At 66.2% G+C, this 13,291-nt stretch carries 12 protein-coding genes and 1 tRNA gene; 10 read left to right on the top strand and 3 right to left on the bottom strand.

Annotation, left to right across the window (positions count from 1 at the left end):
- The first annotated feature begins 11 nt into the window (after positions 1-11).
- Positions 12-86 (top strand) — tRNA-Asn (locus tag EPN33_09770).
- 1,268 nt (positions 87-1,354) lie between these two features.
- Complete coding sequence (locus tag EPN33_09775; protein ID TAN21933.1) at positions 1,355-1,603, top strand: hypothetical protein; 249 nt, start codon at positions 1,355-1,357, stop codon at positions 1,601-1,603.
- Between the two features lie 111 nt (positions 1,604-1,714).
- Here EPN33_09775 and EPN33_09780 read toward each other — a convergent pair whose 3' ends face one another.
- From EPN33_09780 to EPN33_09790, 3 genes are all read right to left on the bottom strand, one after another.
- Positions 1,715-4,807, bottom strand: coding sequence for an efflux RND transporter permease subunit (locus EPN33_09780; GenBank protein TAN21934.1), 3,093 nt, complete (start codon positions 4,805-4,807; stop codon positions 1,715-1,717).
- A complete protein-coding gene (locus tag EPN33_09785; GenBank protein ID TAN21935.1) occupies positions 4,807-6,012 on the bottom strand; it encodes an efflux RND transporter periplasmic adaptor subunit in 1,206 nt (401 codons plus the stop codon). Before EPN33_09785 ends, EPN33_09780 begins: the two co-directional genes overlap by 1 nt.
- A 100-nt stretch (positions 6,013-6,112) precedes the next feature.
- Entirely contained in the window at positions 6,113-6,415 is a 303-nt protein-coding gene (locus tag EPN33_09790; GenBank protein TAN21936.1) for a hypothetical protein, read from the bottom strand.
- Between the two features lie 393 nt (positions 6,416-6,808).
- On the opposite strand from EPN33_09790, the gene EPN33_09795 reads away from it, so the two are divergent.
- Genes EPN33_09795 through EPN33_09830 form a run of 8 tightly spaced genes read left to right on the top strand, consistent with a single transcriptional unit; the run spans position 6,809 to position 13,288 of the window.
- Complete coding sequence (locus tag EPN33_09795) at positions 6,809-6,979, top strand: Flp family type IVb pilin (protein TAN21937.1); 171 nt, start codon at positions 6,809-6,811, stop codon at positions 6,977-6,979.
- A gap of 39 nt (positions 6,980-7,018) precedes the next feature.
- Positions 7,019-7,522 (top strand): prepilin peptidase, encoded by a 504-nt coding sequence (locus EPN33_09800; GenBank protein TAN21938.1) that lies wholly within the window; start codon positions 7,019-7,021, stop codon positions 7,520-7,522.
- On the top strand, positions 7,246-7,938 hold the full coding sequence (locus EPN33_09805; GenBank protein TAN21939.1) for a hypothetical protein: 693 nt from the start codon (positions 7,246-7,248) through the stop codon (positions 7,936-7,938). The genes EPN33_09800 and EPN33_09805 overlap by 277 nt, the downstream gene beginning before the upstream one ends.
- A gap of 1 nt (position 7,939) precedes the next feature.
- Positions 7,940-8,404 carry a hypothetical protein gene (locus EPN33_09810; protein TAN21940.1) on the top strand — a complete coding sequence of 155 codons (465 nt, stop codon included), beginning with the start codon at positions 7,940-7,942 and terminating at the stop codon, positions 8,402-8,404.
- A complete protein-coding gene (cpaB, locus tag EPN33_09815; protein ID TAN21941.1) occupies positions 8,404-9,270 on the top strand; it encodes a Flp pilus assembly protein CpaB in 867 nt (288 codons plus the stop codon). The genes EPN33_09810 and cpaB overlap by 1 nt, the downstream gene beginning before the upstream one ends.
- On the top strand, positions 9,270-10,952 hold the full coding sequence (locus EPN33_09820) for a type II and III secretion system protein family protein (GenBank protein ID TAN21942.1): 1,683 nt from the start codon (positions 9,270-9,272) through the stop codon (positions 10,950-10,952). Before cpaB ends, EPN33_09820 begins: the two co-directional genes overlap by 1 nt.
- Positions 10,933-12,066 carry a hypothetical protein gene (locus EPN33_09825; GenBank protein TAN21943.1) on the top strand — a complete coding sequence of 378 codons (1,134 nt, stop codon included), beginning with the start codon at positions 10,933-10,935 and terminating at the stop codon, positions 12,064-12,066. Before EPN33_09820 ends, EPN33_09825 begins: the two co-directional genes overlap by 20 nt.
- A 19-nt stretch (positions 12,067-12,085) precedes the next feature.
- Positions 12,086-13,288 carry a hypothetical protein gene (locus tag EPN33_09830; GenBank protein ID TAN21944.1) on the top strand — a complete coding sequence of 401 codons (1,203 nt, stop codon included), beginning with the start codon at positions 12,086-12,088 and terminating at the stop codon, positions 13,286-13,288.
- Positions 13,289-13,291: the final 3 nt, after the last annotated feature.

Here is a 13,291-nt window from a genome sequence, read left to right on the forward strand (position 1 = left end):
GGCCCGGGCACTCCTCAGTAGCTCAATGGCAGAGCATCCGGCTGTTAACCGGAGGGTTGTAGGTTCGAGTCCTACCTGAGGAGCCATTTTTGTGCTGGCGCTTTATGACTTCGTGACGGGCAGGGGAAGAGGCGGCGGGAGGTTCCGCCGGTTCGAGCGCGGCGAGGCCGGCGCCGTTCGGTGAGCCCAGACCGGTGCAAGGGTCCCAGCCTGGTCCCGCGTGGTACTGGCCGTTGCTACCCTGTGTGATGTCGTTCAGTATATCCACGGGCAATTTGCTGTAGAGCAACGGATTGATAAATCCCGTGGGCTGGCCGAACCACTGATTGAGGCGGGCAAGCAGCGCCGCCCACAAGGGCGCCACCGCGCTGGTACCGCCGATGGCACCGGCGTGGCCGTCGACGAGCACCTGGTAACCGGTTTCGGGCGCGGCATCCGCTGCCACATCAGGCACGCCGCGCCCCGGCGCGCCTCCCGGCCCTGCCGGCACACCTGCTTTCTGCTGCCAGCTTGGCAGCGGAAAATGTGTACTGACTCCGCCGCCCGTCGCCCCACCCACGGGAAGATCATCCCAGGCGGTTTCCTGGGTGATGGCGCCCGCAACGCTCTGGAGTCTGGTACCGCCGCAGCCCAGGACGTAGGGGCTGGAGGCGGGAAAATCGGCGTGCGGCCGGCCGTCGTTTACGCCGTCGGTTGAGCCGCCATCGCCGGAGGCGACGCAGACGGTGATGCCCATGGCGGCCGCATCCTGGCAGGCGCTGTCAAAAGCCGCCAGCGCCTGAGCGGTCCAGATGGATTCCGCCGATCCCCAACTGATGGAGATGACCGCGGGCTGGTTGTGCGTGTCGTGAATCGCTGTAGTCAGGCCATCGAGAAACCCTTGATCGGTATTCGGCCCAAAATACACGGCCAATGCCGCCGCCGGTGCGGCTGCCCCCGCGACCTCAATATCCAGCGCCACTTCCCCATCGGCACTGTCGGGATTGCCGGTTGGCTTCTTCGACGCCCCGTCTACGCCCACCACCGTCACTGCCGGCACGGCCAGGCCGAGGCCTTGAAAGTAAGTCTCCAGATCGGCCTGCCGGAATCCACCGCCCAGTTCCAGAATGCCGATGCACTGTCCGGCGCCTGTTTGCCGACCCGCATCCGGATATCGTCGCCGGCAGCGGCGGGTTCGCTGCCACCAGCTTGCGCGCCCCATCGTGGATTGTGGCTATTGGGCAATTGTGACGGATGCAAAATCTCTAACCGTGAGCTTTCACACAGCCGCTGGAGGAGTCCCGAAGTTGCAGGACGTGGTCGCGGTGGATCTTGCGGCGGGAAAGATTGTGCGTAACGGCCTGCGGCGGCTCCCATGAAGAACCTGCAGCACCAGAAGCTGCCAGGCAGCGAGCGAACCCTGCCCGCAGAGGCGCAGTTACTGGGCCGCTGGCATCGTCCTGCGGAGGCATCTTTTCGGCCTGCGGCGGTGGTCTTCCAGACCTACTCCGCCATCCAGGTCGCGACCTTGTATGGCTTCCCGGTGGGAACCAACGGCGCGTCCGCCTGGGCCGACCATATTGTGAGTCAATCTCCTCACCTTGGTTTGGTTCTCACTCATTAGAGTCCGGAAACTAGCCGGCGGCGGCAACTGTTGCCCCGAGAGATCATTGAGCGGTGGTTCGGCTCGGGGCACAGGGTCCCGGGCGGCCGCGACGGTGGTAGCGTGCAGCCGTCAGGCGGGCAGCGGTGGCGGAGAGGCGGGGCGGGCGAAGCGGAGGTAGAGGGTGGGGAGGACGAGGAGGTTGAGCAGCGTCGAGGTGACAAGGCCGCCGAGGATGACGACGGCCATGGGCTGGGCCAAGGCGGCGCCGGCGCGGCCACCGGCGAGCACAATGGGAACCAGGGCAAGGCCATAGGCGAGGGCGGTCATCAGAATCGGAACCAGGCGTTCGCCGGCGCCGCGCAGGATCATCGCAGCACCGAAGGTCTCCCCTTCACTGTGCTGAAGATGGCGGAAGTGTGTGACCAGCATGATGCCGTTGCGCAGCGCTATGCCAAACAGGGCAATGAAACCGATGAGCGTAGCGACAGAGACCGGAGTAGCGCTCAGGGCTACCGCGACGATGCCGCCTATGAACGCAAGGGGAATGCTGACGATCACCAGCCAGGAGTCACGCCAGGAACGGAAGGCGTAATACAGCAGAAACAGGATGCCTGCCAGCGCCAAGCCTCCGATACCCAACAGGCGGCGGAGCGCGGCGGCGCGGCCTTGAAACTGTCCGGAGAGCGTGAGGTAATAACCCGGCGGCAGCCGCAGGGCGGCAAGGTGGCGGCGGATGACCGCGACCACGCTGGTGCCGGTGAGATCGGCCTGCACGGCCACCGTGCGCATGCCATTCTCGTGATTGATGATCGCCAAGCCGGGAACGATCGAGAGGCGCGCGACGGTGGAGAGCGGAACGAAACTCACGCCGCCGGGAGCGGCGGGCGCGGCTACGGGAATCCTTTGCAGGGCAGTCAGGCTGCCATGCACGTCGCGCGGCAGCCGGACCACGAGCGGAAAGCGTTCGGGTCCCTGATAGACGGTGCCGACGGCGGCGCCCAACAGCGCGGTTTGCACCGCGGTGGTTACGGTCTGGCTGGAGATGCCGTAGACGAGCGCGGCGCGGCGGTCAAATTGAATGCTGACCTGACGATCGGCGGCCTGGCGGGCGACGTGAACGCCTGCGGCGCCGGGGACGGTGGCGATGAGGTGCTGGGCCCGGGCTGCCAGGGATTGCAGTACGGCCTCGTCCGGGCCGAACAGTTTGGCGGTGAACGCCGAGGTGCTGCCCGCCAGCACTTCGTTGATGCGCTCCGAGGTGGGATCATCTGCGGACCAGTCGAACTCGGGAAATTGCGCGGTTACGGCGTTCACTTCATACTGAAAGCCCGCTACCGATTTGCCGGCGCGGAAGCGGACGTCGAATTCGGAATAGTTCACCGGGGTGGTATCTTCGCCCAACTCGGCGCGGCCATCACGCTGCGCCACGGAGATGACCCCGGGCTGGCGAAGCATCTGGCGCTCAAAGGCTTCGCCGGCGCGCAGGTTGTCGCGCAGCGAAGTGCCCGGGGCACTGGCCATGTGAACAATGAGGTTATCCTGTGCGAAATTGGGCATGAAGGCACCGCCCATGAAGGGCAGCACCGCCAACGCCGCAATTGCGCCTACTGCCGAGGCAATTCCGAGCGCGCGCGGATGCCTGAGAGTGGCGCCGACAAGGCGGCGATAGGCCCGCTTTAACGCCTGGACAAAGGCGGTATCTTCTTTTTGGGCAAGGTCGGATCGAGCCAGCAGCCAGTAGGCCAGCACCGGCGTGACGGTGAGGGCGACGAGGAGCGAGGAGAGCGTCGAGAGGATATAGGCTTCGCCGAGCGGCGCGAAGATCTTGCCATCGAGACCGGTCAGGAAAAAGATCGGCAGAAATACCAGCGCGACGGAGAAGGTAGCGTGTGCGACCGAATCGCGCACTTCGGCGGAGGCATGATACACAACCTCGGTCCCGGCGGACGAGGGGCGGGAGTGGCGAAGACGGCGGGAGATGTTTTCGACGTCGATGATCGAGTCATCGACTACCTCGCCTAAAGCAAGCACGAGGCCGCCCAGGGTCATGGCATTGAGCGTGGCCCCGGCACCGGTGAGAATGAGGATGGCGGTCAGCAAGGAAAGCGGGATGGCGATGATGCTGATGACGGCCCCGCGCCAACTGCGGAGGAAGAGCAAGAGGATGAGCACGACCAGGATGCCGCCTTCCCACATGGCCGTACGCAGGCCGGAGATCGAATCGGCGATAAAATCGGCCTGGCTGAACAGATCACGCCGCAAAGTAATCCCGTCCGGCAGGTGGGTGGCCAGACCGGCAAGGGCGTGCTGCACCGCTTGCGTGACGGGGACGGTGCTGGCGCCGGGCTGATCGAAGACCTGCATCACGACCGCTGGGGCCCCGTCTATGGTAGCTCCGCCGATGGGCGGGGGTGTGCCGTATTGCACGCTGGCGATGTCGCCGAGGGTGATGGGGGTGCCATGGCGGGCGGTGACGACGCTGCTGCGGAGCTGCGCCAGGGTAGTCACCAGGCCACTGGCGTGAATCACCAGGTCCTGATTGGGCGCCTGGAAAAATCCGCCCGCGCCCTGGGAATTGGCCTGGCGCACGGCGGCGATGACCTGCTCCAGGTTGAGGCTGTACTGGCGCAGACGGTGGGGCTGCACGATGACGGCATATTGGCGGGGCAGGCCGCCGTAGACGGTCACGTTGGCGACGCCGGGCACGGCGAGCAGGCGCGGCCGGACGAGCCACTCGGCAAAATCGCGCGCGCGCAGTTGGCCCGCCTCTGAAAGGAAAGCCGGGCCGGTAAAGCCAAATTCGTAGACATAGCCAATCGCGTTGGTAGGCGGCGCGAGTCGTGCGGGTCCGGCGCCGGAGGGCAAGGGCGGCGCGGCACTCAACGCCTGCGCCACCAGCTCGCGGTCGACGGCCAGCACGGTGTGGCCGGAAAAGATCACGGTGATGGTGGACAAACCGGCGATGGAAGAGGAGCGGACATCGGTGATGCCGCGCAGGCCCAGTAACGCCGACTCGAGCGGAAAGGTGACCTGCTGCTCGACCTGCGGCGGCGCAAAGCCGCGCGCCTCGGTCTGCACCACGACCTGCGGAGGCGCAAAGCGCGGCAGCACGTCCACGGCCGCGCGCTGCGCCGTATAGGCGCCCCAGACCAGCAGGGCGGCGGCGAGGGCGAGCACCAGCGTGCGATTGCGCAGGGACCAGCGAATGATGGCGTTGAGCATCAGTTCAGGTCCTCGATGGTGGAGCGGCGGAGATCACTCTCCAGCCAGGCGGCGCCTCGGGTGACGACGCGCGCGCCGGAGGTCAACCCGGCAGCGACCGCGGCGAGAGCGCCGCGCTCATACTCTACGGTGACTGCCTGACGGCGGTAGCGGCCGCCGCCGAGATCGACAAACACGGCAGCGCCACCGGGCGCGTACAGCAGTGCAGTGCGCGGCACGGTGACGGTGGGCGCCTGGCGGCGGCTCTGCAAGGTCAGCGTCCCTGCCATCCCCGGTTGCAGGCGGTTCGCGGAATTGGCGGTGGCGTAGATCACCGTCAGCGTGTGCGTCGCGGGGTCGACGACGCCGGTGGACGCGACGCGATGCAGCGGGAAATCGCGGTCCGGATAGGCGGTAACCTCGAGGCTGGCACGCACGGCTCCTGCGGCCAGGGGAATGTCGGCTTCCGGAACCGCTGCGGCCGCCCAAATCTGCTGTTCATTGACGATGGTGAACAGGGTTTGCCCCGGCTGCACCAGCTCGCCGGGCGTGGCATTCACGGCGGTAATGCGACCGGCAATCGGGGCTAACAGAGAATAACGAGACGGTCCCGTGCCGCCGTCGAGCGCCTGGCGGTACAAGCTGTACTGTGCCTGATCTGCTTGCAGCGCCGCCTGAGCGGCAGCAGCGGCAGCCTGGTCCTGCTGCACCTGCTTGAGCGGCGCGGCGCCGTGCTGGTAGAGAATCTGGGAGCGGTGCGCCTGCGCGGTGGCGACGGTCAGGGCTTCGCGGGCGCTGGCGACGGCGGCGCGGGAGGTCCGCAGATTGATGCCCATCTGAATGCGTTCGCTGCCGGAGTAGGAGGCGCGAACCACCGCCAGACTTTGGCTTTGCCGCACCTGCGAACCAAGCGGCGGCAGGCCGTGGGCCGGTGGCCAGAGATAGCCGGCGACCGGGGCTTCGACCTGGGCGCTGGCGCCGGTCGGCGCTTCGACGGTAGCCGGGAGGGAGAGTACTTGCGGCAGCATTTCAAGCGCAACGGGTGCGGTTTGCAGTCCGGCGGCGAGCTGCTGCTTTGCGGTCAATTGCACTTCGCCCGGCGGCAGCGCCGGCGCCGACGATGTCTGCGGGTGGTCATCCGCATCGTATTGTTGGGCGCAACCGGCGAAGGCGAGTAAAACACCGATCGCCAGCAGTGCCAAAAAGAAATTTCGCCACCATCTCATGGAATTCCTCCTTCGGGCTGCTGCTAGCGCAGTCAGAAAAAGATAAAGCAGGATAGGCACACAGCGATTTGGCCGTGCGCAGGAGGAGTGAGACGGAGGGCTAGACGCGAAGCGGGGCGGGCGGACTCGGCGGTGGACTGGGTGCTACGACACTGCCCAGCGTTCGCGTTATGGCCAAGCGCGGGGCCTCGAGCGAACGGCTGAGCCGGCGGCGGAGTTGCGGCGGGTACACGGTACGAAAGGCCCAAAAGCCCGCGCTAGCGACCACAACCAGGACGCAGAGGTTGGTTTCCACATCGCGAGGCGAATAGTGGTCGTGCCGGTCAAACGCCTGCGACAAAGGCGCGATCAGCAGAATCAATACGGCGGTGAGCAGCAAGAGCCGCACCAAGTGGCGGGCCATTCGGCTATGGTAGCACTCCGGCGGACGTAGGAGTGGCTCGCCACTTTTTACCCTGGTCGCTCCCGTTGGTCGCTTAGGGTAACGTTCGTTCCTATGGCTAAAGACTGAGCCCCTTACCTATCGCGCCGTGTCATTCCTGGAATGGCTTCCCGATCTGGTCAGGGCGCGTTGGGCTTCTGCGGCCTTCGGCCAAGGGGGCGGGCGAAGGAGACGGTTGCGGACGTGGGACGACAGGCGGAGAGACAACTGGCGGAAAAGCTAAGCGCGAGAACGGGTTGCGGCGGGTCGAATTGCCGAGCGCGGTACGGGGCGCGGGCGAGGCGGCGCGGCGGAATGGGTTTGGTCTCGTTCGTGCATTGGTCGCCTCGACGCCACTAGGCGCGAGGAGAATACATGACACAACTGTTAGCTCACATTTGGCAAGACAACAGCGGCCAGGACATGGCGGAGTACGCAATCATGCTGGGCGTAATCGCCGCGGTGACAATTGGCGCGATCACTTTGCTCGGACAGGGCATTCAAGGCATGTTCACGAAAATCACCACTTTGATCACCACTCCGTAGCTCACGAGCGGGGGCGGCAATCGCCCCCGTCCATTTCCCATGCATAGCTGGACGTTGGCGGTGCTGGGGGCTGGAGCGGCGGCGGCGTTCTGGGATCTGCGCTGGCGCACGATTCCGCGCACGTTGTGCGTGCTGGCCTTCGGTGCGGGACTGATCTATCACACGCTTACGGGGGACTTGGGGTCCGCCGTAGCGGCCGCGGGCGCCGGTTTTGCGCTCGGCGCAATTCTGTTTCAAGTGGGCGCGGTGGGCGGCGGCGATGTTAAATGGCTGACCGCCATGGGGGCGTTACTCGGGTGGCACTTATGGTTTTGGAGCGTCGAATTCGGACTGATCGCAGCCGCGCTGGGAGCGATAGGGCAAGTGGCGCTGCGGGGGCGGTTGCTGTTTCTGGGCCAGGATGTCGTGGCCATCGTGAGGGAGTGGCGGCGGCACGGTCTGCGGCCGCACCCGGAGCACAACGTGAACACGCCGGGCGCGGTGACGGCGCCGCTGGCGCCGGCGCTGGCGGTGGGGCTGCTGTGCGCGCTGCTTTGGCTGTAAGGCGTCAGCGCGGCCAAACCATGGCGGAGACTGCGCTGGTGCTGCCGCTGGTGTTGTTCCTGCTGGCGGCCACGTTTGCGGTGGGAAGGGTGGGTAACGTGGAGGAAACGCTGAAGAATGCCGCGCGGGAAGGGGCGCGTTACGCTTCCGTGCCGGCCGAGGGCACCTCGACGCTGCCAACCTTGACGGCGGTGCAGCAGCGGGTGCAGCAGTTTGCCGCCGGCAGTGGAGTGACGCTCAGCAGCAGCGACATCAGCGTCAATCAGGCGGTCTCGGTTCCGGAGGGAGGGCTGGCGACCACCTTCAGCAAGGTTTCGGTGAACTACAGCTACACGGTATCCATTCCCCTGGTCGCTTCCCTGCTTCCCACCCTGACGCTCAGCGCCGACGCAACGATGCGCAACGAGACCAACTGACATGCTTCGTCCTTACTCCACGTTCTCCCGTACGGCGCACCGGCAAGGCGGCAACGCTCTGGTCGAATTTGCGGTGATGCTGCCCAGCCTAGTGCTGCTGCTGGCGCTGCTGGGGGAGGGGGCGGCGATGCTATCCAGCTATGAAGTGGTGGTGAATGCGGCGCGGGCCGGGGCGCGGCTGTCGGCGGTGCCGGGTGAGCTGGGCCGCACCAGCGATGTTGTCAACCGCGTGCTGGCCTATGCGAGCGCCAATGGCATCACCTTGAGCGCCGGCAACGTCAGCGTGCAGCAAGCGGTACTGCTGCTGCCCGGCGGCGGGACGTGCGGCATCGGCAATCCCTGCATTCTGGCGTCACGGGTGGCAGTAACCGATCCCTACACGCTGCATTACCTCCCCAAACTGCCCTTCGGCATTCCTACCACGGCCCAGCTTGGCGCCGTGGCCATCATGAGGAACTTTTACTAATGAAACGGCAACGGCTTGTTGGCATCGCGGTGGTGGCGCTGGCCCTGGCGGGCCTGCTCAGCCTCGCGCTCTATCAACTCTTGCGGCGCAGCGTGGGCGCCGCGGCGGCGCCGCGCCTCACGAGCGTGGTGGCGGCGGCGGTGGCGCTGCCGCCGGGCAAGCGACTCCAAGGCAGCGACCTGAAGGTTCTGCGGCTGCCGGCCGGAGTCCTGCCGGCGCACGTGTACGCGCAGGAGGTGCAACTGCAGGGCAAGGTGCTGACCGTGGCGGCAGTTCCGAACCAGGTCATCGTCGGGGAAATGGTGGCAGCACCGGGTGCAGGCGTGGGGCTGCCACCACTGATTCCACCCGGCATGCGAGCGGTATCGGTCAAGGTGAACGACGTGGTATCGGTGGCGGGCTTTGCGGTACCAGGCACGCACGTGGACGTGCTGTTTACGGGCAATCCCAGTGTCAACCAGAATCCGCGCACGATCACCACGGTCACGCTGCTGGCGAACGTGCAGGTACTCACGGCGGGTCAACAGATGGAAAAAAGTCCGGACGGCAAACCGGAACAGGTTGCAGTGATTACGTTGCTGGTGACGCCGGAAGGAGCGGAGAAGCTGGCGCTGGCGGATGGATATGGCCGCATTCAGTTGGCGCTGCGCAATCCACTGGATGCGAAAGCGCAGTCCACGCCGCCGGTGCTGAATGCCAGCCTGTTCGACGGCGAGCCACCCCGGCTAGAGAGACGGAGACCGCGCGCGGCCGGCACCAAAGCGCGAGTGGCAAAGGCGCCGCAGCCCTGGGCGGTGAACGTGATCGTGGGCGGTCAGCACCAGAAGGTGGCATTTCCGCCGCTGGTGCGGGGAGGAGGCCAGTAATGACAACACAATGGATGAGACTGCCGCATGGACACGCAGCGATCTGGGTAGCCGTGAGTTTGGGAGCGGTGCTCGCCAACGCTCCAGGAGCGATGTTAGGCGCACAGACGCCGGCGATCCATGATCCGGCGTTGGTGGTGGCGAGGCCGGCGCTGGAAGTGCAGGGGCCGGCGCCGGTGGCGATTGCCAAGCTGACGGTGGCACAGCCACCTTTTGCTGGAGCCGCCCTCCCGCGGGTCGGGCTGTGGCTGGGCTTCGCCCCCCGGCAACGGACGCCCGCAGGTGCTCATGGCGTCTCCAAGTTGCCGCGACCGGAGGCGCACGGGCCAGCCCTGGCGGCCACAGTTGCGAGTCCGGCGGCTGCCGCCGTGGGGCCGCCGGCGGCGAAGCTTGCGGTCGCGGACACCGCAGCGGGAATGGCCGCGCCGGAGAGCCTGGAGCTGGAGACGCATCACAGCCTGCTGGTGCAAAGCCGGGAGCCGCTGACCCAGGTTTCGGTCGCTGACAATGCCATCGCCGAGGTCACGGTGGTTTCGCCCTACCAGGTGCTGGTGCAGGGGAAAGCGCCGGGCGACGTTTCGATGTTGCTCTGGGATGCGGATCACCACGTCCACCCCTACACGCTGCGGGTGAAGCTGGATCCGGCGCCGCTGCAGCAGGTGCTGGCCGGGCTGTTTCCGGAGCACACGCCGCGAGTGACGGCGAGCGGCGGCGCGCTGGTGCTGAGCGGCGTGTTGCCCGACAAGGCCACGGCGCAGCGGGCGCTGGAAGTAGCCGCGGGCTTTTCCGGCAAGGTGGTGAACGACCTGAAAATCGATGCGGCGCCCGACCCGCCGCAGGTGCTGCTGCAGGTGCGCTTCGCCGAGGTCAACCGCAGCGCGGTGTCACAATTGGGCGCAAACCTGATCTCCACCGGCAAGGGCATGGTGGGTTCGGTCGGAACGCAACAGTTCGGACCGCCGACGGGAGCGGTGGCGCCGCCCTCCGGTCAAGTTCCGCAAGGCACGACGAATCTCGGCGGCAATGGCGGCACCTTCGGATTGAACGATCTGCTGAACGTGTTTCTGTTCAACCGCAGCGCCGATATCGGGTTGACGTTGAAAGCGCTGGAGCAGAAGAGCCTGCTGCAGATTCTAGCCGAACCGAACCTGCTGGCGATGGATGGCAAGCAGGCGAGCTTTCTGGCCGGGGGTGAATTCCCGTTCCCGGTGGTACAGGGGCAGGGGGCGGTCAACAGCGTCACCATCGAGTTCAAGCCGTTTGGTGTCAATCTGCATTTCACGCCGACGGTACTGAGCGACGGAACGATTGACCTCAAGGTTGCACCCGAAGTCAGCGCGCTGGATTTTTCCAACGGACTGACTGTCTCCGGTTTCCGGGTTCCGGCGCTTACCACGCGCCGGGCGGAAACCGAGCTGGAGCTATCGGATGGCCAGAGCTTCGTGATCGCCGGCCTGATGGACAACCGGGTGAGCCAGAGCATGGCCAAGATTCCGGGCCTGGGTGACATTCCGATTTTGGGCGCGTTTTTCCGCAGCCACGACAACAACCGCAGCCGCGACGAACTGATGGTGGTGGTGACGGCCCATCTGGTGCAGCCGAGCACGGTGGCACCGAAGCTGCCGGCGATGCCGGTGCCGTTTATCAACCCCGCCAAATTTGATGGCAAGGACAAGGGGTAAGGCGATGCGACGGGCACAGCAGGGAGTGACGGCGGTTCTGGTGGCGTTGACGTTGACGGCAGTGTGCGGGATGGGGGCGCTGGCGCTGGACGTGGGGGTGCTGTTCGCCGCCAAAAACAGTGCGCAAAACGCGGCCGATGCGGGAGCGCTGGCGGGGGCGTTCACGTTCCTGAATCCGGCGGCGGTGCAGCCGGCGGCAGCGCAGACAACAGCGGTGGCGCTGGCGAACGCCAATTCGATTCTGGGCCAGCCGGTGCAGATCAACAGCGGCAACGTCAGCGTGGACATCGCCAATCAGATGGTCACGGTGACGGTGCCGCGGACCGGGAGCAACGGCATCCAGACGTTTTTTGCCCGCGTGTTCGGAGTAACACACGCCGATGTGCTGGCGACGGCGAGCGGGCAAACGTTGCCGTGGGCGAGCGGTACGGGCAATTTGCGGCCGCTGTTTGTGCCCAACACGATCCTGAGCAACCAGGCGCCGGTGGCGGCCTGCCTGGCCAATCAGACAATTCTTGACAGCCAAGGGAACCTGACGAGCTTTGCCCGCAGCCAGATTGGCGCAGCCCTGATCATGCGGCCGACGAGCCCGAGCGGGGCGCTGCTGCCCGGGCAGTTTTATTCGCTGGACTTTGGCAACGGCGCGCAGACCTACGCCTGCGCGCTCGGATCCAGCCTGACGACCTGCGGCATTTCGCCGAACGTGGGCATCTGTGGCAACTCATACCCCACCGAGAACGGCAACATGGTGGGGCCGACGACGCAGGGAATTAACAATCTAGTCGGGAGCTTTCCAGACATCTGGGAGGCACCGGGCGCTTACCTGCACTCCAACGGCACCATCACCGATACCAGCCCGCAGGTGGCGACGGTGGCCGTGTGGGATGATTGCTGTCCCAATTGCGCGGTCGGAACCGGCAAGAGCATGGTGACGATCATTGGGTTCAGCAACTGGTTCATCGAGGGCATGACGAACAGTGGCGGCCCGGGGGTTTTGGCCAATTTTCTGGATGGAGCGGCTTGCGGTGTCAACAATGCCAACGGTGGTAGCACGGGGACGGTGAGCAACGCTCCGTATGGCATCCCAGTGCGTCTGGTGACGCCGAATCCGTAAGGGCAGAGACGAACCTGTCATGAAAACAAGCATTGTGGCCGCCAGCGAGGCGGAGCTGAAAACACTGGAAAGAGTACTGGAGCAAAGCGGGCGCGGCGGCGCGGCGGGACCAGGGATAGTGTTACCGGTACCGTTTCCCGGGACGCCGCTGGCGCTCCGGCCACTGCTGGCACAAGCGCCGGAGGCAGTGCTGGTGGATCTGCCCAGCGCGGAGGCGGCGCTGGAGGCGGCCCTGGCGCTGATGCAGTGGCTGCGCGAGGAGCTGCCCCTGTGCGCGGTGATGGCGGCGGGGCCGCTGGAGGCGCCGCAACTGATTGTGCGCGCGATGCGCGCCGGCGCGAGCGAGTATCTGGAGCGGCCGTTGCGGCCGGCGGCGCTGACGGAGGCGCTGGCGCGCTGCCGGCGCGCGCGCGCCGGCGGCGGAGGGGGAGGCAGCGCGCGGGGACTGCTGCTGGCGGTCCTGGGCGCGCGGGGCGGCTGCGGCGCGACGACGGTCGCGGTCAACCTGGCGCTGTCCCTGCAAGCACAGCGCGGGAAGACGGACGGGCCAGTGGTGTTGCTGGACGCCGCGCCGCTGGGCCACGCGGCGCTGCACCTGAACCTTAAACCGCAATTCACGCTGCTGGACCTGCTCAGCCAGGCACAGCGACTGGATGCCACCCTGCTGCGGGGCATGCTGCTGCCGCATGCCTCCGGGATTGCTCTGCTGGCGGGCACGCGGCAGCCGCTGACGCCCGAGCTGGCAGCGGGCGGAGCGCCGGCGGTGTGTCTGGACCTTTTGCTGCGCGCGTTTCCGTTGATCGTGGCGGATCTGTCGACGCGGCTCGATGAGCTGACGCGGGCGGTGATCGCGCAGGCCGGCCGCATTCTGTTGGTGACGCAGACGGATGCGGTGGCGCTGTGGAGCGCGGCCATGGTGCGCCAGTACCTAGATACGGCGGCGCGGCTGCGGTTTGAGCTGGTGATCAACCGCGACCCGAGCACGCCGGTCAGCGATGTCGCAGCCCTGGAGGAATTGACGAAGACTCCGGTGCTGTGGCAACTGCCCTACGACCAGGCCGACGCGGCGGGGGCGATCGAACGGGGCGAGCCGGTGGTGTGCCAGCGGGATTCGGAGCTGGTGCGCAGTTTCCAGGCGCTGGGGCAAACGCTGTTGGGTCATGGGGAAAAGAAGCGGCCGCGGCGCTGGCCACGGCTATTCGGCGTGCGGGAGGCCGCCTAAGTC

The sequence above is a fragment of the Acidobacteriota bacterium genome (assembly GCA_004299485.1).
Classification (GTDB): Bacteria; Acidobacteriota; Terriglobia; order Terriglobales; family SCQP01; genus SCQP01.

Bases quoted from the DNA above. Each gene is read 5' to 3' on its own strand.
- EPN33_09810 (TAN21940.1), top strand. From the start codon at position 7,940: ATGCTTCGTCCTTACTCCACGTTCTCCCGTACGGCGCACCGGCAAGGC.
- EPN33_09825 (TAN21943.1), top strand. From the start codon at position 10,933: ATGGCAAGGACAAGGGGTAAGGCGATGCGACGGGCACAGCAGGGAGTG.
- EPN33_09780 (TAN21934.1), bottom strand. From the start codon at position 4,807: ATGCTCAACGCCATCATTCGCTGGTCCCTGCGCAATCGCACGCTGGTG.
- EPN33_09800 (TAN21938.1), top strand. From the start codon at position 7,019: ATGCATAGCTGGACGTTGGCGGTGCTGGGGGCTGGAGCGGCGGCGGCG.
- EPN33_09795 (TAN21937.1), top strand. From the start codon at position 6,809: ATGACACAACTGTTAGCTCACATTTGGCAAGACAACAGCGGCCAGGAC.
- EPN33_09805 (TAN21939.1), top strand. From the start codon at position 7,246: ATGGCTGACCGCCATGGGGGCGTTACTCGGGTGGCACTTATGGTTTTG.
- EPN33_09830 (TAN21944.1), top strand. From the start codon at position 12,086: ATGAAAACAAGCATTGTGGCCGCCAGCGAGGCGGAGCTGAAAACACTG.
- EPN33_09790 (TAN21936.1), bottom strand. From the start codon at position 6,415: ATGGCCCGCCACTTGGTGCGGCTCTTGCTGCTCACCGCCGTATTGATT.
- cpaB (TAN21941.1), top strand. From the start codon at position 8,404: ATGAAACGGCAACGGCTTGTTGGCATCGCGGTGGTGGCGCTGGCCCTG.
- EPN33_09775 (TAN21933.1), top strand. From the start codon at position 1,355: ATGAAGAACCTGCAGCACCAGAAGCTGCCAGGCAGCGAGCGAACCCTG.
- EPN33_09785 (TAN21935.1), bottom strand. From the start codon at position 6,012: ATGAGATGGTGGCGAAATTTCTTTTTGGCACTGCTGGCGATCGGTGTT.
- EPN33_09820 (TAN21942.1), top strand. From the start codon at position 9,270: ATGACAACACAATGGATGAGACTGCCGCATGGACACGCAGCGATCTGG.